The 20,738-nt window shown below is 57.4% G+C and carries 15 protein-coding genes and 1 riboswitch; of the genes, 5 read left to right on the top strand and 10 right to left on the bottom strand.

The genetic code is table 11. The features are described from left to right. Window positions 1-277 precede the first annotated feature (277 nt). Entirely contained in the window at window positions 278-1,159 is an 882-nt protein-coding gene (gene murI / locus NR795_RS19930; protein ID WP_257759155.1) for a glutamate racemase, read from the bottom strand. Beyond that, window positions 1,104-2,948: a TonB-dependent vitamin B12 receptor BtuB gene (gene btuB / locus NR795_RS19925; protein WP_257759154.1), complete on the bottom strand. Its 1,845-nt coding sequence runs from the start codon at window positions 2,946-2,948 to the stop codon at window positions 1,104-1,106. The genes murI and btuB overlap by 56 nt, the downstream gene beginning before the upstream one ends. A gap of 64 nt (window positions 2,949-3,012) precedes the next feature. Next, a riboswitch (cobalamin riboswitch) is annotated at window positions 3,013-3,191 on the bottom strand. A 117-nt stretch (window positions 3,192-3,308) separates the two neighbouring features. Here btuB and trmA point away from each other — a divergent pair. Next, window positions 3,309-4,409: a tRNA (uridine(54)-C5)-methyltransferase TrmA gene (gene trmA / locus NR795_RS19920; protein ID WP_257759153.1), complete on the top strand. Its 1,101-nt coding sequence runs from the start codon at window positions 3,309-3,311 to the stop codon at window positions 4,407-4,409. A 71-nt stretch (window positions 4,410-4,480) separates the two neighbouring features. Here trmA and NR795_RS19915 read toward each other — a convergent pair whose 3' ends face one another. After that, window positions 4,481-4,840: a YijD family membrane protein gene (locus tag NR795_RS19915; RefSeq protein ID WP_042394669.1), complete on the bottom strand. Its 360-nt coding sequence runs from the start codon at window positions 4,838-4,840 to the stop codon at window positions 4,481-4,483. Between the two features lie 10 nt (window positions 4,841-4,850). Further along, window positions 4,851-5,489 (bottom strand): HTH-type transcriptional repressor FabR, encoded by a 639-nt coding sequence (gene fabR / locus NR795_RS19910; RefSeq protein ID WP_144818783.1) that lies wholly within the window; start codon window positions 5,487-5,489, stop codon window positions 4,851-4,853. A 231-nt stretch (window positions 5,490-5,720) separates the two neighbouring features. On the opposite strand from fabR, the gene sthA reads away from it, so the two are divergent. After that, window positions 5,721-7,121 carry a Si-specific NAD(P)(+) transhydrogenase gene (gene sthA / locus NR795_RS19905; RefSeq protein WP_144818785.1) on the top strand — a complete coding sequence of 467 codons (1,401 nt, stop codon included), beginning with the start codon at window positions 5,721-5,723 and terminating at the stop codon, window positions 7,119-7,121. On the opposite strand, the gene oxyR is transcribed toward sthA, so the two are convergent. The 4 genes from oxyR to argC form a co-directional block, all read right to left on the bottom strand. Next, on the bottom strand, window positions 7,104-8,021 hold the full coding sequence (gene oxyR, locus NR795_RS19900; protein ID WP_144818787.1) for a DNA-binding transcriptional regulator OxyR: 918 nt from the start codon (window positions 8,019-8,021) through the stop codon (window positions 7,104-7,106). The two genes, sthA and oxyR, sit on opposite strands and share 18 nt — an antisense overlap. Before the next feature lie 148 nt (window positions 8,022-8,169). Then, complete coding sequence (gene argH / locus NR795_RS19895; RefSeq protein ID WP_144818789.1) at window positions 8,170-9,543, bottom strand: argininosuccinate lyase; 1,374 nt, start codon at window positions 9,541-9,543, stop codon at window positions 8,170-8,172. Window positions 9,544-9,620: 77 nt separating this feature from the next. Further along, window positions 9,621-10,397, bottom strand: coding sequence for an acetylglutamate kinase (gene argB, locus NR795_RS19890; RefSeq protein ID WP_257759152.1), 777 nt, complete (start codon window positions 10,395-10,397; stop codon window positions 9,621-9,623). A gap of 6 nt (window positions 10,398-10,403) precedes the next feature. Further along, window positions 10,404-11,408, bottom strand: a complete 1,005-nt coding sequence (gene argC / locus NR795_RS19885) for an N-acetyl-gamma-glutamyl-phosphate reductase (protein ID WP_257759151.1) — start codon at window positions 11,406-11,408, stop codon at window positions 10,404-10,406. An 88-nt stretch (window positions 11,409-11,496) separates the two neighbouring features. Between argC and argE the strand changes: the two genes are divergently transcribed. The 3 genes from argE (at window position 11,497) to NR795_RS19870 (ending at window position 17,402) form a co-directional block, all read left to right on the top strand. Beyond that, window positions 11,497-12,648 (top strand): acetylornithine deacetylase, encoded by a 1,152-nt coding sequence (gene argE / locus NR795_RS19880; protein ID WP_144818795.1) that lies wholly within the window; start codon window positions 11,497-11,499, stop codon window positions 12,646-12,648. Between the two features lie 237 nt (window positions 12,649-12,885). Then, on the top strand, window positions 12,886-15,537 hold the full coding sequence (ppc, locus tag NR795_RS19875) for a phosphoenolpyruvate carboxylase (RefSeq protein WP_144818797.1): 2,652 nt from the start codon (window positions 12,886-12,888) through the stop codon (window positions 15,535-15,537). A 140-nt stretch (window positions 15,538-15,677) separates the two neighbouring features. Beyond that, the gene (locus NR795_RS19870) at window positions 15,678-17,402 is read left to right on the top strand and encodes a phosphoethanolamine transferase CptA (RefSeq protein WP_257759150.1); all 1,725 of its coding nucleotides are present in this window, start codon (window positions 15,678-15,680) and stop codon (window positions 17,400-17,402) included. Window positions 17,403-17,448: 46 nt separating this feature from the next. Here the strand turns inward: NR795_RS19870 and katG are convergent, their stop codons facing one another. Both katG and metF read right to left on the bottom strand, forming a co-directional pair. Further along, window positions 17,449-19,629, bottom strand: coding sequence for a catalase/peroxidase HPI (katG, locus tag NR795_RS19865; RefSeq protein ID WP_257759149.1), 2,181 nt, complete (start codon window positions 19,627-19,629; stop codon window positions 17,449-17,451). Window positions 19,630-19,818: 189 nt separating this feature from the next. Then, window positions 19,819-20,709: a methylenetetrahydrofolate reductase gene (gene metF, locus NR795_RS19860; RefSeq protein ID WP_144818803.1), complete on the bottom strand. Its 891-nt coding sequence runs from the start codon at window positions 20,707-20,709 to the stop codon at window positions 19,819-19,821. Window positions 20,710-20,738: the final 29 nt, after the last annotated feature.

Genomic DNA, 20,738 nt, shown 5'->3' with positions numbered 1-20,738 from the left:
GTCTTGCGACGTTAAGAATCCATGTCTTCGAGTGCCCACACAGATTGTCTGATAAATTGTTAAAGAGCAGTGCAACGCGGCTTTCGCTCACCGTTGCGAGGTCCCGTATAATACGTTTTCCTCATTCAAAGTCAAGCGTTTATTTTTCGCTTTTCTCTGTCAGAACTTCCGGAGAAGTCCCGCTGACCCGGCGGCCTGTATGCCGTTGTTCCGTGTCAGTGGAGGCGCATTATAGGGAGTTATTCCGGGCTGACAAGAGCTAATTTCAAAAAATCTTTCAAGCGTCTCTTTTTTGTGCAAACCCGCTATCTGTTGCGAGTTTTTCAAGCGATTTGAAGCCGTATCGCTGCAAAACGGGCAGTAATTGTACAGTCTCCGGCGTTACGTCCATGCAGTATGCGATGTTTTCATCAGAGGATTTAGCATCGGGTGCATCATGCTCAAGCAGCCATGCGGTTCTACGCGCAATCGCCGCGCCGGAATCCACCAGCCGCGTTCCTTCCGGGAGCACCTGCAGCAGCTCCTCCTGGAGAAGCGGGAAGTGGGTGCAGCCGAGGACAACGGTGTCCGGCGGCTCCGGCATCCGTAACCACGGGCGAAGAATACGACGTAGCTTGTCGAGAGAGACCGGTTCGCCATGCAGCTTCGCTTCGGCTATCTCCACCAGCTCAGACGAGCCCAGCAGTTCAAAGTGACATTCATTAGCAAAGCGCTGAATAAGCTCGTGCGTATAAGGACGCTTTACCGTGCCGCGAGTTGCCAGCAGGCCAACGATGCGGTTGGCGGTTAGGCGTGCCGCAGGCTTAATAGCGGGCACAACGCCCACCACCGGGAAGCCGAACTTCTCGCGTAGCGCAGGAAGTGAGACGGTGCTGGCAGTATTACAGGCAATCACCGCCAGAGAGAGCGGATAACGGGCCTGAACGGCGGTGACAATCTCCACCACGCGCTCAACGATAAATGCTTCTGACTTCTCCCCGTACGGGAAGGCAACGTTATCAAACGTATAGATGTAATGGAGGTCCGGCAGGAGACGCCGGATCTCATCATAGACGGATAGCCCACCGACGCCAGAGTCAAACACCAGCACGGTGGGTCTTGGGTCAGAAGGTGTAGCTGCCAGAGACGTTGTATTCTCGTCCTGCAGTATGGTAGCCATAAACTGTCTCGTAATCTTTATCGAACAGGTTAGCTATTTTACCACGAACGGTGAATTGTGAGGTGATCGGATACGATACTGCTGCGTCCCATAAACTGACGCCGCCCATCTTGATCCGCTGATAGGTGGTGTAGTCCGTATCGTAGCGCGTGCCCAGGTAGTGATAGGTTACGCTCCAGTCCAGATCGTAGACCTGCCAGTCGAGCTGATACTTCACCTGCTGCTTCGCACGGCGTGCCAGCGGCTCGTCAGTCACCGCATTACGTGAATCGACGTAGTCGTAGCTCAGGCTGTGTCCCAGCGGGCCGGTATCGAAAGATGCCGTCGCTTCCACGCCTTTAATGCGCGCCTTGCCCACGTTGTAGTACTTCATCGCGCCATCGTCATAATCGATGAGGTTGTCTACGTCGTTACGGTAGCCGGAGACGCGCCAGTTCACGCCCGCCGTCAGGCCTTCAAAAGCGCCTTCCCACTGCTTGCTCTCTTCCGGGTTGAGATCGTCGTTGCCGTAGAAGCCATACAGCTGACCGAGGTTCGGTGCTTTATACGCAGTACCGTAGGAGGCAATAAAGCGATAGCCTTCGATAAACTCCCAGCCGGCGCTGCTCTGCCAGGTACCGTGACGACCAAACTGCGAGTTGTCATCGCTACGCACCGCGCCTTCCAAAGTGAAGTCACCCAGCTGCTGTAGCGCGGTCAGGTAGACGCCGGTGTTACGCTGATCGTAACCGTCGGTAACGTAGTTGGTGCCCGGCTCGGTGCTCTGCTTCTGCCAGTCGAAGCCCGCCCCGACGTTGCCCTGCCCGACGTCAACGGTATTGGCCCACTGTACGTTGTACTGCTTGATCTCATCCAGCGTGGCGTTAGAGTCATAACGCCCCAGATGCGGATCGTAGTTAAAGTCTTTACTGTGACCATAGCTGGTCAGCAATTGAGAGCGGAAGATATCGCCGTTAAAGCGCAGACCCGCGTCCCAGGTCTGGCTGTAGAGCTGGCGCGTATCTACCAACACGTCCGGCGTGAAGCTGCTGTAGTAGCCTTCGTAGTCGGTACGGTTGTCATAGCCGTAGCCGCGCACAAAGCCGCTCCACTGTTCAGAGAAGCTATGCTCCAGCGCACCGTACAGCGTCTTGCTCATAAACCCGTCGCGGTCAGGCTGCGTCAGGCCACCGGTGTTCCCTTCAGCACCGATATCAAAGCCTTTGGTGTAGGTGTAGTCGCCTGCCAGCGTCACACGAGTGCTGTCTCCCAGATCCTGCTGCGTGCTGGCTTCGTAGTTCTGATAGCCTTTCGAGCCGATGCCTGCCGACAGCGTCGTGCCGTTTTTCTCGCGCGTAGTGATAATATTCACCACCCCGCCGATAGCGTCGGAGCCGTACACTGCCGAACGCGGGCCACGAATGTATTCAATGCGCTGTACTAAGGCCAGCGGAAACTGGCTGAGATCGGACGAGCCGCTGACGCCGGCCTGGTTGAGGCGCACGCCGTCGACCAGGATCAGCACATGGCTGGAGTTAGTGCCGCGCACATAAAGAGAAGAGATCTGCCCCAGGCCGCCGTTCTGCGAGATATCTACGCCAGGTAGACGACGCATCACATCGGTTACGGAGGTTGACTGCCAGCGATCGATATCCTGGCGGGTGACAACGCTGACTGGTGCCAGCACCGTTTTTACCGGCTGCTGAAAACGGCTTGCGGTAACGACCAAGGTGTCTGGATTGCTGTCCTGCGCCCAGCCGGAAAATGCTGTGACGGAGAGCGCCGTCATCAGCGAAGCTTTTTTTATCATTGTAAAAGCATCCACAATATAAGAAGGATGCCGCAGGCCCATCAATAGCTCGCGATGATGAAAGCCAAATGCGACGTATACCGGCAGGTCTTCGGGCTTGGAGATTTTCCGGAGTGATGACTTCCCGCCTTGCGGCAGTGTCTGCTTTTGCTATCACTCCAACTCTCCTTACCGCTGCGCGTCAGCCCCAGATTTTCACTGGATTCCCTTTTAACTCACAGGACCGGAGCGTGGATGCTACCTGTAGGTACTTATAGATGTCCAGACTGCTAAGAGAAGAAAAGTAAAAACGCTGGGACTGGACAATACGCACGCAATCCCTACAATCCCCGCGTAATCTATTTTCACTCAGGACGCATCATGACCCCCGAACACCTCCCGATAGAACAGTACGACGCTCAGCTGGCCGAAAAAGTGGTCCGTCTGCAAAAGATGATGACGCCCTTTTCCGCGCCTGCGCCGGAGGTGTTTCGCTCTCCTGTAAGCCATTACCGGATGCGGGCCGAGTTTCGTATCTGGCACGACGGAGATGACCTGTACCACATCATCTTCGATCAGCAGACCAAAAGCCGGATCCGTGTAGATAGTTTCCCAGCCGCCAGCGCTCTGATCAACCAGTTAATGGCTGCAATAATGAACAGCGTGCGGGGTAATAATGTCCTGCGTTTCAAGCTGTTCCAGATCGACTACCTCAGCACCCTTAGCGGTCAGGCTATCGTGACCCTGCTGTACCATAAAAAGCTGGACGAAGCGTGGCATGCCGAGGCGCAGGCTCTGCGCGCTGCGCTGCGTGAGCAGGGACTGGACGTGCATATCATTGGTCGGGCGACCAAAACCAAGGTCATGCTGGATCGGGACTACGTTGACGAGCGTCTGCCGGTAGCGGGCCAGGAGATGATCTATCGTCAGGTAGAGAACAGCTTTACCCAGCCTAACGCGGCGATGAACATTCAGATGCTGGAGTGGGCGCTGAACGTGACTGCAGGGTCAACCGGCGACCTGCTGGAGCTGTACTGCGGTAACGGCAACTTCTCTCTGGCGCTGGCACGCAACTTCGAGCGCGTGCTGGCGACCGAAATCGCCAAACCGTCGGTGGCAGCGGCGCAGTACAACATCGCCGCTAACCAGATCGACAACGTGCAGATTATCCGCATGGCGGCAGAGGAGTTTACCCAGGCGATGAACGGGGTGCGTGAATTTAACCGCCTGCAGGGCGTCGATCTGAAGAGCTATCGCTGTGAAACGATTTTTGTCGATCCGCCGCGCAGCGGGTTGGATAGTGAAACAGAGAAGATGGTGCAGGCCTACCCACGTATTCTGTACATCTCCTGCAACCCGGAGACGCTGTGCCAGAATCTGGAAACCTTCAGCCAGACGCATCAGGTTGAACGCCTGGCGCTGTTTGATCAGTTCCCCTATACGCACCATATGGAGTGCGGGGTGCTGCTGACCAGAAAATAAACCTACTGCCTGCTGAAAACGCCGGATAGCGCTACGCTTATCCGGCCTACTTAATAACCCTGACGCTTCGTCTACTCTGTCAGCTCGTACTTGCGGTTACGCATGCGGTAGCCAATCCAGAATACCAGCACCACCGACAGCACCGCAGGGACAAAGTTAGAGCCAATGGCCGGATACTCGGCCCGCACCACCGCGCTGTAGAGCAGCACGCCTAAGATAAAGCAGGCGGCGGCCAGCGCCGGCAGCCCCAGCGGCATAGTGCGGTTTTGATAGCGTTGATGCAGGCAGTAGACAGCCAGCACCAGCGAGATAACCGGGAACAGCGAAAACGGCACAATCGAGCTAAAAATCGCCGTAAACGTGCCGTTAATCGATAAGCCAGCGATCAGCGCCAGCAGCAACGTACCTTTATCTTGACCTGACTGTTTCATTACTCGTCCTTCACTCTTCGGGTTGGTGCGACATTCTTTCCTGCTCACGGCGATACCAGTAGTAAGCGCCTTTCGAAATCATCCTCAATTGCAGTACCAGGCGCTCTTCCAGCTGCCTGCGCTGCTCCGGACCGACGTCCAGCGCTTCTGCGCCGGCGCTAAATACAATGGTGACCATCGCTTCGGCCTGTGCCTCGGTGAATGACCGCGGCATATGGCTTTCGAGTTCAAGATAGTCGGCAAGTTCCGCGATGAAGTGCTGGATCTCGCGGGCGACGGCAGCACGAAAAGCGCTGGAGGTACCTGAACGTTCGCGCAGCAGCAGGCGAAACGCGTTGGGGTTATTGCCGATAAACTCCATAAAGGTAGAGACGGAGGTGCGGATCACGCTCCCGCCTTTGGCAATGCGCTGGCGCGCCTGGCGCATCAGCTGGCGCAGCATCAGGCCGCTCTCGTCGACCATGGTCAGGCCGAGCTCATCGACATCGCGGAAGTGGCGATAGAATGACGTTGGGGCAATGCCCGCCTCACGCGCCACTTCGCGCAGGCTCAGGCTGGCAAAACTACGCTCAGCGCTTAGCTGACTAAATGCCGCTTCCACCAGCGAACGCCGGGTTCGTTCTTTTTGTTGCGCTCTAACGCCCATCACGATGTCTGAATCCTTCCAAAGGCCTGCTGGCACTATACCAGAGATAAGCTAATCGGTTTGCCTGGCTTTGTGAATGATTGTTTACATACTGTTGCACCTTTAATGATGTTAATGCGCGCGCCAGCAGAATTAAAAAATAGCACGGCAAAAAAACAGCGCGATAATTGGGTTATCACCCTAACGATGTTAGTATTATGTTGTTTTTATGTATAAGAACAGGTAAGCCCTACCATGCCACACACTTACGATTACGATGCAATAGTGATAGGTTCCGGTCCCGGTGGCGAAGGTGCTGCCATGGGGCTGGTGAAACAAGGTGCCAGGATCGCCGTCCTTGAGCGATACCATAACGTGGGCGGTGGATGCACCCACTGGGGCACCATCCCCTCGAAGGCGCTTCGCCACGCGGTCAGCCGGATTATCGAATTTAATCAAAACCCTCTGTACAGCGACCACTCCCGCCTTCTGCGCTCCTCTTTTGCCGACATCCTTAACCACGCCGACAGCGTTATCAATCAGCAGACGCGCATGCGTCAGGGGTTTTACGAGCGTAACCGCTGTGAAATTCTGCAGGGCGATGCCCACTTTGTTGATGCGCACACGCTGGCGCTGGAGTGCCATGACGGTACGGTAGAGACGCTGACGGCAGAGAAGTTTGTCATTGCCTGCGGCTCCCGCCCCTACCATCCGGCAGACGTCGACTTTTCCCATCCTCGCGTTTATGACAGCGACTCGATCCTAAGCATGCAGCATGAGCCACGCCATGTGATCATCTACGGTGCAGGGGTGATCGGCTGTGAATACGCGTCGATCTTCCGGGGAATGGATGTCAAAGTCGATCTGATCAACACCCGCGATCGTCTGCTGGCGTTCCTCGATCAGGAGATGTCGGACTCGCTCTCTTACCACTTCTGGAACAACGGCGTCGTGATCCGCCACAACGAAGAGTACGAGCAGATTGAGGGTACGGACGACGGGGTGATTATGCACCTGAAGTCAGGCAAAAAGCTTAAGGCCGACTGCCTGCTCTACGCCAACGGACGCACCGGTAATACCGATAGCCTGCAGCTGGCCAACGTTGGCCTGGACGCTGACGGCCGGGGACTGCTCAAGGTTAACAGCATGTACCAGACCGCGCAGCCGCATATCTACGCCGTGGGTGACGTTATCGGCTACCCAAGCCTGGCCTCTGCCGCCTACGATCAGGGGCGCATTGCTGCTCAGGCGATGGTCAAAGGCGAAGCGACGGCGCATCTGGTGGAAGATATTCCCACCGGGATCTACACCATTCCGGAGATCAGCTCGGTCGGTAAAACAGAGCAGCAGCTCACCGCCATGAAGGTGCCCTATGAGGTGGGTCGGGCGCAGTTTAAGCACCTGGCGCGGGCGCAAATTGTGGGGATGAGCGTCGGGACGCTGAAGATCCTGTTCCATCGTGAGACGAAAGAGATTTTGGGGATCCACTGCTTTGGTGAGCGCGCAGCCGAAATTATTCATATCGGCCAGGCGATTATGGAGCAGAAAGGCGGCGGTAACACCATTGAGTATTTTGTTAACACCACCTTTAACTACCCAACCATGGCGGAAGCCTATCGGGTAGCCGCGTTAAATGGCTTAAACCGCCTCTTTTAACGCTCTGTCGAAATGGCCATCCATTGTTGTACGGATGGCCTCAGCCAGCTGCTCATAGCGGCTGCGCAGCGGCGATCCCGGACGGTAAACCAGGCCAATGGTGCGCTTCGGCTCCGGCTTGATGCACGGCAGGTAAACCACCCCGTCGCGCTTGCGTTCAGGCGGCACGGCCAACGCTGGCAGGAGGGTAATCCCGCTGCCTGCAGCAACCATATTACGCAGCGTTTCAAGGCTGGTTGCGCGGAAGTGTGTATCTTCGTCCGCACCCGCCTCAAAGCAGAAGCCCATCGCCTGATCGCGCAGGCAGTGGCCATCTTCCAGCATCAGCAGCTTCTCACCAGCGAGGTCTGCCATCGGCACGCGGTCGCGGTTCGCCCACGGGTGATCCTCATAGATTGCCAGCATCATGGGCTCATCAAACAGCGGCACTTCAATAAAGGCTTCGCTCTCTTTCACCAGCGCCAGAATGGCACAGTCCAGCTTGCCGCTGTCCAACTGGGCCAGCAGCTGTTGCGTCTGCGCTTCGTGCAGATACATCTCCAGCTTAGGGAAAGTTTGGTGCAGCAGCGGAATAATCTGCGGCAGCAGGTAGGGTCCAACGGTCGGGATCAGGCCAATATGCAGCGGTCCAGACATGGCCTCCCCCTGCTGGCTTGCCATCTCCTTGAGCACCTTGACCTCACGCAATACGGTGCGCGCCTGATCTACCAGCAGCAGGCCAGCCTGGGTAAACAGCACTTTACGGCTGGTACGCTCCAGCAGCATCACGCCAAGCTCATCCTCCAGCTTGCGGATCTGCCCGCTGAGCGTGGGCTGGCTAACGTGGCAGGAGTCCGCCGCCCGGCGGAAATGACGGTGTTCGGCTAACGCTACCAGGTATTCAAGATCACGAATATTCATTATTCATCCTCCGACGCCACGATAGTTCATGGCGATAGATAGAATAGCAATCAATGATTATCCCTATCAAGCACTCTCTGACCCTGCATGCCATTTTTTGTACAAAAAAAAGCCGGGCACAGGCCCGGCGTCTCTTGCGATGGCGTGATTAAATCAGGCGAGCTTTAGCATCGTTGATGGCCTGCGCAACCTGCGTTGGCGATACCCCGCCCTTCGCCGCACGCTTATCCAGGCAGGATTGCAGAGAGAGGATTGGATAGACGTCGTCGCTAATCACGCTGCTGAATTTTTGCAGATCGGCGAGAGCCAGATCCTCCAGCGGTTTACCCTGGGCAATCGCTTCTACCACGGCTTCACCCACAATATGGTGCGCCTCACGGAACGGCACGCCCTTCGCGACCAGGTAGTCCGCCAGCTCGGTGGCGTTAGCGTAACCCTGCTGCGCCGCTTCCTGGCAGCGCGGACGTTTCACCTGAATGCCGTCCAGCACCAGCGCGGCCATGTGCAGGCAGTCCAGCCAGGTGTCCAGGGCATCAAACAGCCCCTCTTTGTCTTCCTGCATATCTTTGTTATAGGCCAGCGGCAGACCTTTCAGGGTCATCATCATGCCGGTCAGTGCCCCCTGCACGCGACCGCATTTGCCACGGATTAGCTCCAGCGCATCAGGGTTTTTCTTCTGCGGCATCAGCGAAGAGCCGGAGGTGACGCGGTCAGACAACTCAACGAAGCCTGCTTCACCGGTGTTAAAGAAGATCAGATCTTCGGCAAAGCGCGACAGGTGCACCATGCCGATAGAGGCGTTAGAGAGCAGCTCCAGCACGTGGTCGCGATCGGATACGGTATCGAGGCTGTTACGGGTCGCGCTGGCAAAGCCTAACCAGCCCGCCAGCTGCTCGCGGTCAATTTCATAGGCCGTTCCTGCCAGCGCCCCGCAGCCCAGCGGGCTAACGTCCAGACGCTTCAGCGCATCCTGCAGGCGGCTTTCGTCACGGGCCAGCATCTCAACGTAGGCCAGGCACCAGTGGGCAAAGGTCACCGGCTGCGCACGCTGCAGGTGGGTATACCCTGGCATCACTGCATCCTGGTTAGCCTGCGCGGTCTCAACCAGCGCGCCCTGCAGCTGACGGTTTGCCGCCAGCAGCTCGGCCACGGTCTCTTTACACCACAGCTTCAGATCGGTTGCCACCTGGTCGTTACGGCTCCGGCCGGTGTGCAGTTTTTTACCCAGCGGGCCAACCTTGTCGATCAGCTTGCCTTCCACCCAGCTATGGATGTCTTCGGCATCGCTCTCGAGGATCTGCTCCGGGTTAAGACGCACCTCTTCCAGCAGGTTGTTCAGCGCCGCTTCTAGCTGCACTTGCTCATCGGCGGTCAGTACGCCCACCGTCACCAGCGCTTTGGACCAGGCCACAGAGCCGACGATATCCTGTTCGGCCAGGCGGTAGTCGAAGCGCAAAGAGTCGTTGAACTGTTTGAACCGTTGATCCGCTGCCTGTGTAAAACGCCCACCCCAAAGTGCCATAACATGCTTCCTTAATATCTTTGAATTTCATTGCCCGGTGGCGCTGCGCTTACCGGGCCTACAAAACAATAAATCGATTATGCCAAAATGCGCGTGCCAATCGGCGTGCCGTTGAACAGTGCCGGAAGCTGCTCCGCGTGACGCCAAGAGGCGATATCCACCGGGCGGCCCAGCGTGCGGGCGGCATCCAGCGCGGCGTTGACCTTGACGATCATGCCGTCGGTAATAATGCCCTGATCGATCAGCTGCTCGGCTTTTGCCGCCGTCATCTCGGCGATGCGCTGGCCCTTACCGTCCAGAATGCCGCTCACGTCGGAGAGCAGGATCAGATCCGCACCGAGCGTTGCCGCCAGCGCCGTCGCTGCCTGGTCGGCGTTGACGTTCATCAGCAGACCTTCGTCGGTCACGCCGATGGAGCTGATAACCGGCAGGAAACCACCCGCCAGCAGGGAGTTAATGAGCACCGGCGAACCCGGCTGCACCTGGCCCACGTGGCCCAGATCGTCATCAAGCTGGGTCACTTTGACGCTATCACCGTCGCCGAGGAACAGACCCACCGAGGCAATCTTATGCTTCTTCGCCCAGGCCAGCAGGGTTTTGTTGGCGGTGCCCGCCAGCGCGCCGGTAATAATGTCGATCTGGTCGGCAGGCGTGACGCGCAGGCCGTTTTTCTTGGTCACCGGCAGGTTAAGCTGCTTCATCAGCTCATCCACCACGCAGCCGCCGCCGTGAACGATCACCAGCGGACGCTGATGCGCCTCACGATAGTTAACCAGGGCGGTAAACAGACGCGCCAGCGCCTCTTCGCTATCCAGCAGTACACCACCGAGTTTGATAATTAATGGATTCATCATCACACCTTAAATAAGAGACTGCGTTTCAGGGTAGCCGAAACGAATATTTGCACACTGCATTGCCTGGGCGGCAGCGCCTTTGAGTAAGTTATCTTCTGCGGCGACGATAATCAGGTGCTCATCCTGCACGGCAAAACCGATATCACAGAACGGCAGACCCACCACGTTTTTCAGCGCTGGTACACCTTTATCGTAGAGGCGCACCAGCGGCTTATCGGCGTACGCCTGCAGGAACGTGACCCCAACCTGCTCTTTGGTCACGCCCGGCTTCAGGCGACAGGTAATGGTTTCGAGGATCCCACGCGGAAAGCTACCCAGATGTGGGGTAAAAATCACATCCGTGCCGAGGTGAGTGGTGATCTCTGGATGATGGCGATGGTTAAAGATGCCGTACGGCTGCAGGCTTACTTCACAGAAGCTGTTTGAGATGGCCGCCTTGCGCCCGGCACCGCTGACGCCGCTGGTGGCGTTGATCACCGGCCACTGGTTGAGATCCAGCAGCCCGGCGTCGATCAGCGGCTTCAGCGACAGCTGCGCCGCCGTCGGGTAGCAGCCCGGCACCGCGACTAGCTTCGCCTCTTTCAGTCTGTCAGCGCTCCACTCCGCCAGGCCATATACCGCCTGCTCAAGCAGCTGCGGGTGCTGGTGGGTAAAACCGTAGAATTTTTCATAGAAAGCGGCATCGTTAACGCGGAACGCGCCGGAGAGGTCGAACACGATGCAGCCCGCGGCTAAAAACTGCGGGGCGAGGTCATGGCTCACCTCATGGGCGGTAGCCAGGAACACCACGTCGACACCCGCAACAAACTCGTTGATATCGGACATTGGCTGCAGGGGCAGGTCGACAATGCCTTTCAGCTGCGGATGCAGATCGGAGATTAATTTTCCTGCATCATTGCTTTGCGCTGACACGGTCAAAGCGGTTATGGTCATATGAGGATGGCGATTCACGTAGCTTACAAGCTCTGCGCCCGCATAACCGCTAGCGCCTACAATCAGCGTATTCAACATCGGGTTCCTTTATGCTCTACGTTAATGTATTTTTATTCACATTTACTGCATGAATATTGATACTATCACGACCTAAGGTGTGTCAACAATGAAAATGAATTTACCGCCATTTATCGAGATCTACCGCGCCCTGATAGCCACGCCGTCCATCAGCGCAACGGAAGAAGCGCTGGATCAGAGCAATGCGTCTTTAATCAATCTGCTTGGCGGATGGTTTGGTGACCTCGGGTTTAACGTAGAGATCCAGCCGGTACCCGACACGCGCAACAAATTTAACATGCTGGCCAGCATTGGCGAGGGCGCAGGCGGCCTGCTGCTGGCCGGACATACTGATACGGTGCCCTTCGATGATGGTCGTTGGACCCGCGATCCCTTTACCCTGACCGAGCATGACAACAAGCTCTACGGCCTCGGCACAGCGGACATGAAAGGCTTTTTCGCCTTTATTCTTGATGCGCTGCGTGACGTGGACGTGACCAGGCTGAAAAAGCCGCTCTATATTCTGGCAACCGCCGATGAAGAGACCAGCATGGCGGGGGCGCGCTACTTCTCTGAGAATGCTGCCATTCGTCCGGACTGCGCGATCATTGGCGAACCGACCTCGCTGCAACCGATCCGCGCCCATAAAGGCCATATCTCTACGGCGGTACGGGTGCTGGGCCAGTCAGGCCACTCCAGCGATCCGGCGCGCGGCGTCAACGCCATTGAACTGATGCATGACGCCATTGGTCGCCTGATGCAGCTGCGCGACGCGCTGAAAGAGCGCTATCACTTTGAGGCCTTTACCGTACCTTATCCGACGCTGAACCTCGGTAGCCTGCACGGCGGCGATGCCTCAAATCGCATCTGCGCCTGCTGCGAGCTGCACATGGATATTCGCCCTCTGCCGGGCATGACGCTGAACGATCTCAACGGTCTGGTGAACGACGCGCTGGCCCCCGTGAGCGAACGTTGGCCGGGACGTCTGAACGTTGCCGAGCTGCATCCGCCGATCCCAGGCTACGAATGCCCGCCGGATCACCAGTTGGTTCAGGTCGTGGAAAAGCTGCTCGGCACCAGGACCGACGTGGTGAACTACTGCACCGAAGCGCCGTTTATTCAGACGCTCTGTCCAACTCTGGTATTAGGTCCAGGGTCGATCAACCAGGCCCACCAGCCGGATGAGTACCTGGAGACACGCTTTATCAAGCCCACCCGGGAGCTGATTACCCAGGTCGTGCACCACTTTTGCTGGCACTAAACACGCTACCCTCTCCTGCGGGAGAGGGTAAAACGCCGCCGTTAACATAAGTTCTACTTATCTGCTTTAAAGCGAATTAAATTTCGTAAATTACGCACGTTTATTCGTTTGCTGAACCGATTTCGCCGCAATTGACGCCCGGGGTTTTACGTGGCTTTATAAAGAACAACTGAGAAAAATGTCCGGCAGGTTTCAGATACAGGACATTTATAATTGAGATGGGGTGTCTGGGTTAACATGAACGAACAATATTCCGCTTTGCGTAGTAATGTCAGTATGCTCGGCAAGCTGCTGGGAGAGACCATCAAAGAGGCGCTGGGCGAGAACATTCTCGACCGCGTCGAAACGATCCGTAAGCTGTCTAAATCCTCACGCGCGGGCAACGAAGCCAACCGCCAGGAGCTGCTTACCACGCTGCAAAATCTGTCAAATGACGAACTGCTGCCGGTCGCCCGCGCCTTTAGCCAGTTTCTGAATCTGGCGAATACCGCCGAGCAGTACCACAGCATTTCGCCGCAGGGCGAAGCGGCCAGCAACCCGGAAGTGATTGCCCGCACCCTCAGAAAGCTGAAAGATCAGCCCGATCTCAATGAAGGCATCATTAAAAAAGCGGTGGAGTCGCTGTCGCTGGAGCTGGTGCTGACCGCGCATCCGACAGAGATCACCCGCCGGACCCTGATCCACAAGATGGTAGAGGTCAACAACTGCCTCAAGCAGCTGGATAATAAAGAGATTGCCGATTACGAACGCCATCAGCTGATGCGCCGTCTGCGCCAGCTGATTGCCCAGTCCTGGCATACCGATGAGATCCGCAAGCACCGTCCCAGCCCGGTTGACGAGGCCAAGTGGGGCTTTGCGGTGGTGGAAAACAGCCTGTGGGAAGGGGTGCCGAACTACCTGCGCGAGCTGAACGAGCAGCTCGACGAAAACCTCGGCTATAAGCTGCCGGTGGATTTTGTCCCGGTGCGTTTCACCTCCTGGATGGGCGGCGACCGCGACGGCAACCCGAACGTCACCGCAGAGATCACCCGCCACGTGTTACTGCTGAGCCGCTGGAAAGCCACCGATCTGTTCCTGAAAGATATTCAGGTGCTCATCTCCGAGCTGTCGATGGTGGAGTGTACCGATGAGCTGAGCGAGCTGGTTGGCGAAGCCGGCGCAAGCGAGCCGTACCGCTACCTGTTGAAAGGCCTGCGTGGCCAGCTGATGGCGACCCAGGTCTGGCTGGAAGCGCGTCTGAAGGGCCAGCGCCTGCCGAAGCCGGCTGGCCTGATCAGCCAGAACGAGCAGCTGTGGGAGCCGCTCTACGCCTGCTATAAATCACTCCAGGCCTGCGGCATGGGTATTATCGCCAACGGCGAGCTGCTGGACACCCTGCGTCGCGTGAAGTGCTTTGGCGTGCCACTGGTGCGTATCGACGTTCGCCAGGAGAGCACCCGCCATACCGAAGCGCTGGGCGAACTGACCCGTTATCTCGGCATTGGCGACTACGAAAGCTGGTCCGAAGCCGACAAGCAGGCGTTCCTGATCCGCGAGCTGAACTCGAAGCGTCCCCTGCTGCCGCGCAGCTGGGAGCCAAGCAACGAAACCCGTGAAGTGCTCAACACCTGTAAAGCGATTGTTGATGCACCGCAGGGCTCCGTTGCCGCCTACGTCATCTCCATGGCGAAAACCCCATCCGACGTGCTGGCCGTGCACCTGCTGCTGAAAGAAGCGGGGATCACCTTTGCCCTGCCGGTTGCGCCGCTGTTTGAAACCCTCGACGACCTGAACAACGCCAACGATGTGATGACCCAGCTGCTGAATATCGACTGGTATCGCGGCTTTATTCAGGGCAAGCAGATGGTCATGATTGGCTATTCCGACTCCGCGAAAGACGCGGGCGTGATGGCTGCCTCCTGGGCTCAGTACCAGGCGCAGGATGCGCTGATCAAGACCTGTGAAAAAGCGGGCATTGAGCTGACGCTGTTCCACGGTCGCGGCGGCTCCATTGGCCGCGGCGGTGCTCCGGCCCATGCGGCGCTGCTCTCCCAGCCGCCGGGTAGCCTGAAAGGTGGCCTGCGCGTGACCGAGCAGGGCGAGATGATCCGCTTCAAGTACGGCCTGCCGGAAATCACCGTCAGCAGTCTGTCGCTTTACACCAGCGCCATTCTGGAAGCCAACCTGCTGCCGCCGCCGGAGCCGAAAGAGGAGTGGCGTCACATCATGGACGAGCTGTCGGATATCTCCTGTGAGATGTATCGCGGCTACGTACGTGAAAATGAAGATTTTGTCCCCTACTTCCGTTCCGCCACGCCGGAGCAGGAGCTGGGCAAACTGCCGCTCGGCTCGCGTCCGGCAAAACGTCGCCCTACCGGCGGCGTGGAGTCCCTGCGCGCTATTCCATGGATCTTTGCCTGGACGCAGAACCGCCTGATGCTGCCTGCCTGGTTAGGCGCGGGCGCAGCCCTGCAAAAGGTGATGCAGGAGGGTAAACAGAGCGATCTGGAAACGATGTGCCGCGACTGGCCGTTCTTCTCCACCCGTCTGGGGATGCTGGAGATGGTCTTCGCTAAGGCCGACCTCTGGCTGGCGGACTACTACGACCGCCGTCTGGTTAAACAGGCGCTGTGGCCGCTGGGCAGCGAGCTACGTCAGCTGCTGGAAGATGACATCAAGGTGGTACTGGCCATCGCCAACGACTCGCATCTGATGGCCGATCTGCCGTGGATCGCCGAGTCTATCCAGCTGCGTAACATCTACACCGATCCGCTCAACGTGCTGCAGGCCGAGCTGCTGCACCGCTCGCGTCAGGCGGAAGAGCAAGGTCAGGAGCCCGATCCGCGCGTTGAGCAGGCGCTGATGGTCACCATCGCTGGCGTGGCAGCTGGCATGCGTAACACCGGTTAATCCTGCTCCTCTCCGCTTCCTCCGCAATCGGGCGGGGGAAGCGCTATTTACATTACCCTCGCCTCGTTAAGGTTAACTTAAGCAACCCTGCTTAATCTTTGCGCGCTACTCCAGCGACTTTGATAAGGCACGTTTTTGTTATGCTCTCTACATCTTCTCCGGCGAAGGCCGCTTTTAGCTGGAAGGCCTTATTGTGGGCCTTGCTCTTTGTCTGTTACTTCTCTTCCGTCCTGCAGGTCGCCATTATTGTCACCGGCTACAGCGGCTCCGTGGGCCTGCGCGACTCCTTGCTGTTCAGTTCCCTGTGGCTGATTCCGCTGCTGCTCTTTCCGCAACGGATCCGTACGACGGCGGCGATTATCGGCGTTATTCTGTGGCTCCCCTCGCTCGCCGCGCTGGGCTACTACGTTATTTACGGGCAGGAGTTCTCTCAGAGCGTTCTGTACGTCATGTTTGAGTCCAACACCAGCGAGGCCAGTGAATTTCTGAGCCAGTACTTCAGCCTGAAGCTGGTACTGGTGGCGCTGGGCTATACGGCAGTGGCCATCTTCCTGTGGACGCGCCTGCGTCCGGTCACGGTTCCGAAGCCATGGCGCTGGCTGGTTTGTGTTGCCATCTTCTATGGGCTGATCGTTAACCCGATCGCGCATAAGGTGCTGTTCCAGAAGAAGAGCGTTAAGCGGGCGCTGATCAGTCTCTCAGGTCGCCTTGAGCCCGCCGCCCCGTGGCAGTTTGTCTCGGGCTATGTCGAATATCGCCATCAGCTGGCGAGCCTGACCAAACTGTTAGACAGCAACAGTGCCCTGCCGCCGCTGGCGAACCTGCAGGATAGCTCCGGCAGCGCACCGCGCACGCTGGTACTGGTCATTGGTGAGTCAACGCAGCGTAACCATATGAGCCTCTACGGCTACCCGCGTGAAACCACGCCGGAGCTGGATAAGATGCATAAAACCGACAAGAACCTGACGGTCTTCAACCACGTGGTGACGTCGCGCCCTTACACCATTGAGATTTTGCAGCAGGCGCTGACCTTTGCCGACGAGAAAAACCCGGATCTCTACCTGACCAAACCGTCGCTGATGAACCTGATGAAGCAGGCCGGGTATAAGACGTTCTGGATCACCAACCAGCAGACCATGACCGAACGCAACACCATGCTGACGGTGTTCTCACAGCAGACAGACAAGCAGTTTTATATGAACCAGCAGCGCACTCAGAGCGCTCGCGAGTACGACACCAACGTGCTGGATCCGTTTAAGAAGGTGCTGGCCGATCCCGCGCCGAAGAAGTTCATCATCGTGCATCTGCTGGGTACGCATATCAAATACGCATACCGCTACCCGGAACAGTGGAACACCTTTGATGGCAAAACCGAAGGTGCACCGGCAGGCCTAAGCCCGGATCAGCTGGCATCGTATAATGCCTATGATAACGCTAACCATTTCAATGACCATGTGCTGGCTAGCCTGATTAACGACTACAAAGCCACCGATCCCAACGGCTTCCTGCTCTACTTCTCGGATCATGGGGAAGAGGTCTACGATACACCGCCGCATAATATTCAAGGGCGTAATGAAGAGGCCCCGACGCGGCATATGTATACCATCCCGTTTATTCTGTGGACCTCACCGTCATGGCAGGAGACGCACCCGCGCGACCTGGCCGCCGACGTCGACCGCAAGTACAGCAGCTCACAGCTGATCCATACCTGGTCCGATTTGGCAGGGCTGCGCTACGATGGCTTTGACCCTACCCGGTCAATCACCAGCCCGCAGTTTGTGCAGGCCACGCGCTGGATTGGTAACCCGTACAAGAAAAACGCCCTGCATGACTTTGATGCACTGCCGTTGGACACCGTGCAATAACGCCTAAAAAAATCCCCGCACAAGCGGGGATTTTCATATTTAGCGTTTAGCGCAGATCGAAGCGGTCGAGGTTCATCACCTTCACCCAGGCGGCGACGAAGGCCTTCACAAACCTCTCGTGGCCGTCGTTGCTGGCGTAGACTTCCGCCAGCGCCCGCAGGATGGAGTTAGAGCCAAACACCAGGTCGGCACGGGTAGCGGTATATTTCACCTCGCCGCTCAGGCGATCCCGCCCCGCAAACAGCTCAGCGCTATCATCCGTTGCCTTCCATTCGGTGCGCATATCCAGCAGGTTAACAAAGAAGTCATTGCTGAGTACGCCCACGCGCTGGGTAAAGACGCCGTGCTGGCTGCCGTCGGCGTTCGCGCCCAGCACGCGCAGGCCACCTACCAGCGCCGTCATTTCCGGCGCGGTCAGCGTCAGCTGCTGCGCTTTATCGATCAGCAGCGACTCGGTGGTCGACGTATCAAGCGCCGTGCGGTAGTTACGGAAACCGTCGGCAATGGGGTTCATCAGCTCAAACATATCGATATCGGTCTGATCCTGACGAGCATCCACGCGACCCGGTGCGAACGGCACATCGATAGCCACGCCCGCCTCTTTCGCCGCCAGCTCAACGCCGACCACCCCAGCCAGAACGATAATGTCCGCCAGCGATGCCTTGTTTGCCGTGCGTTGAATGGCCTCCAGCACCGGCAGAGCGCGAACCGCCGTTGCGTTGACCTCCCAGTCACGTTGCGGAGCCAGCGCCAGCCGTGCCCCGTTCGCGCCGCCGCGCTTATCGCCACCGCGGAAGGTAGAGGCAGAAGCCCAGGCAACCGACACCAGCTCGCTTACCGAGAGGCCAGAGGCGGCAATCTCAGCTTTCAGGCTGGCAATATCGTCCTGAGATGGATTAAAGATCGCCTGCGGCAGCGGGTCCTGCCAGATCAGATCCTCTTTTGGCACTTCCGGGCCGATGTAACGCGCTTTTGGCCCCATATCACGGTGCGTCAGCTTGAACCAGGCCCGGGCAAAGGCTTCGTTGAAAGCCTGCGGATCGTTCAGGAAGCGACGGGAGATCTTCTCGAACTCGGGATCGAAACGCAGCGTCAGATCGGTCACCAGCATGGTGGGCTTACGCTTTTTCGCCGGATCGAAAGGATCGGGGATAATTTCCGGGGCATCAGCCGCTTCGAACTGGATCGCGCCCGCCGGGCTGCGGGTCTGCACCCACTCGTATTTGAACAGGTTCTCAAAGAAGTAGTTGCTCCACTGGGTTGGCGTCTGCGTCCAGACCACTTCCAGCCCGGAGGTGATGGCATCTGCGCCGCTGCCGCTACCGTAGCTGCTGCTCCAGCCCAGGCCCTGCGCTTCAATAGGCGCGGCCTCAGGATCGACATCAACGTGCGTAGCTGCCGCCGCGCCGTGGGTTTTGCCCAGCGTGTGGCCGCCTGCAATCAGCGCCACGGTCTCCTCGTCATTCATCCCCATGTTGCCAAAGGTGGCACGAATAGCGGCAGCGGCAGAGACAGGCTCCCCGCTATGGTCCGGGCCTTCCGGATTAACGTAGATCAGGCCCATCTCGGTTGCGCCCAGCGGCGCTTTTGCCAGCGCTTCAGGATGACGATGCTTCAGCCAGGTTTTTTCGTCGCCCCAGTTAACGTCCAGATCCGGCTCCCAAACGTCTTCACGTCCGGCACCGAAACCAAAGGTGCGGAAACCAGAGTTCTCCAGCGCCACGTTACCGGCGAGGATAAAGAGATCGGCCCAGGAAATTTTCTGGCCATACTTCTGCTTAACCGGCCACAGCAGACGGCGCGCCTTGTCCAGGCTGACGTTATCGGGCCATGAATTAAGAGGGGCAAAACGCTGCTGACCGCGACCCGCGCCGCCGCGCCCGTCGACAGAGCGGTAGGTCCCTGCACTGTGCCATGCCATACGGATGAAAAGACCGACGTAGCTGCCCCAGTCCGCAGGCCACCAGGGCTGTGAATCGGTAAGCAGCGCTTTGAGATCGCCTTTCAGTGCAGCGTAGTCGAGTTTGCTGAATTCGTTACGGTAGTCAAAATCGTCGCCCAGCGGATTAGAGCGGTTTGAGTGCTGATTTAAGAGGTCAACGCGGAGCTGTTTCGGCCACCAGTCGCGGCTGGTTGTTCCCGCCCCGGCGCTGCGGTCGACGCTGCCCTGGTGAAACGGACATTTGCCTGTGGAAAGTGTGTTATGGATATCGTCTGATGCACTCATCTATCTGCTCCCAATATGGTGTTACCGCTACGATATACACCACTGTTAATGAGAGATAGTTGAATTCATCCACAGATTTGATAGTTAAATCCGTCTGTTTTTATTAGTAATTAAGTGGCAGATATGGGTTCTGACAATGGCATTCATCACCCGAATCAATTGGACAATAAAAAACCACCGAAGCGGTTTTTACAGCGCTGGACGTACACCCAACGTGTGGCAAATAGCGTAGCTCATTTCAGCGCGGTTCAGGGTATAGAAGTGGAAATCTTTTACCCCTTCGCGGCTCAGGATCTTCACCATGTCCATGGCGATGCTTGCCCCCACCAGCTTGCGGGTTTCGGCATCGTCATCGAGGCCGTTAAACATCTGCGACATCCAGGCCGGAATACGCACGTTGGTCATGTCGGCAAACTTTTTCGCCTGCTTGAAGTTAGAGACCGGCAGAATGCCCGGGATAATCTCAACGTCAATGCCGGTCGCCGCGCAGCGGTCGCGAAAACGCAGATAGCTCTCGACGTCAAAAAAGAACTGGGTGATGGCCCGACTCGCACCGGCGTCGACTTTACGCTTCAGGTTGAGCAGATCTGCCTGGGCGCTTTTGGCCTCGGGATGCACTTCAGGATAGGCGGCCACAGAGATATCAAAATCGGCAACGTCTTTTAAAAGCGCAACCAGATCGGCAGCGTACATCTCTGGTTTGCCGCCGTTTGCCGGTAGATCGCCGCGCAGGGCTACAATATGGCGAATACCGTTATTCCAGTAATCCTGAGCAATCGCGCGCAGTTCGTTACGGGTCGCGTCGATACAGGTCAGATGCGGCACGGCCTCAAGGCCGGTACGATCTTTAATGCCCTTGATGATGCTGTGAGTGCGGTCGCGCTCGCCGGAGTTCGCCCCGTAGGTGACCGAGACAAACTTCGGCTTCAGGCTGCTTAAGCGATCGATGGAGTGCCAGAGGGTTTGTTCCATTTCACTGGTGCGCGGCGGGAAAAATTCAAAGGATACGTTAATCTGCCCCTGCACTTCTGCCAGGCTCTGATTCAGGGCTTCCCGCTGGTTGGCGTGAAAAAAGCTCATACCTTACCTCATCAATCGCGTGTCTTGGT

Origin of the sequence: Pseudescherichia sp. L3 (assembly GCF_024656065.1) — a bacterium.
In the GTDB taxonomy this organism is placed as follows: domain Bacteria; phylum Pseudomonadota; class Gammaproteobacteria; order Enterobacterales; family Enterobacteriaceae; genus Pseudescherichia.
The sequence above is the reverse complement of the archived record's forward strand: the minus strand, read 5'-3'. Positions and strand labels throughout refer to the sequence as shown.

Excerpts from the sequence above, each read along its gene's own strand:
- argE (WP_144818795.1), top strand. The coding sequence starts at position 11,497 with ATGAAAATGAATTTACCGCCATTTATCGAGATCTACCGCGCCCTGATA.
- sthA (WP_144818785.1), top strand. The coding sequence starts at position 5,721 with ATGCCACACACTTACGATTACGATGCAATAGTGATAGGTTCCGGTCCC.
- btuB (WP_257759154.1), bottom strand. The coding sequence starts at position 2,948 with ATGATAAAAAAAGCTTCGCTGATGACGGCGCTCTCCGTCACAGCATTT.
- katG (WP_257759149.1), bottom strand. The coding sequence starts at position 19,629 with ATGAGTGCATCAGACGATATCCATAACACACTTTCCACAGGCAAATGT.
- metF (WP_144818803.1), bottom strand. The coding sequence starts at position 20,709 with ATGAGCTTTTTTCACGCCAACCAGCGGGAAGCCCTGAATCAGAGCCTG.
- argB (WP_257759152.1), bottom strand. The coding sequence starts at position 10,397 with ATGATGAATCCATTAATTATCAAACTCGGTGGTGTACTGCTGGATAGC.
- trmA (WP_257759153.1), top strand. The coding sequence starts at position 3,309 with ATGACCCCCGAACACCTCCCGATAGAACAGTACGACGCTCAGCTGGCC.
- argH (WP_144818789.1), bottom strand. The coding sequence starts at position 9,543 with ATGGCACTTTGGGGTGGGCGTTTTACACAGGCAGCGGATCAACGGTTC.
- NR795_RS19915 (WP_042394669.1), bottom strand. The coding sequence starts at position 4,840 with ATGAAACAGTCAGGTCAAGATAAAGGTACGTTGCTGCTGGCGCTGATC.
- ppc (WP_144818797.1), top strand. The coding sequence starts at position 12,886 with ATGAACGAACAATATTCCGCTTTGCGTAGTAATGTCAGTATGCTCGGC.
- murI (WP_257759155.1), bottom strand. The coding sequence starts at position 1,159 with ATGGCTACCATACTGCAGGACGAGAATACAACGTCTCTGGCAGCTACA.
- oxyR (WP_144818787.1), bottom strand. The coding sequence starts at position 8,021 with ATGAATATTCGTGATCTTGAATACCTGGTAGCGTTAGCCGAACACCGT.
- argC (WP_257759151.1), bottom strand. The coding sequence starts at position 11,408 with ATGTTGAATACGCTGATTGTAGGCGCTAGCGGTTATGCGGGCGCAGAG.
- NR795_RS19870 (WP_257759150.1), top strand. The coding sequence starts at position 15,678 with ATGCTCTCTACATCTTCTCCGGCGAAGGCCGCTTTTAGCTGGAAGGCC.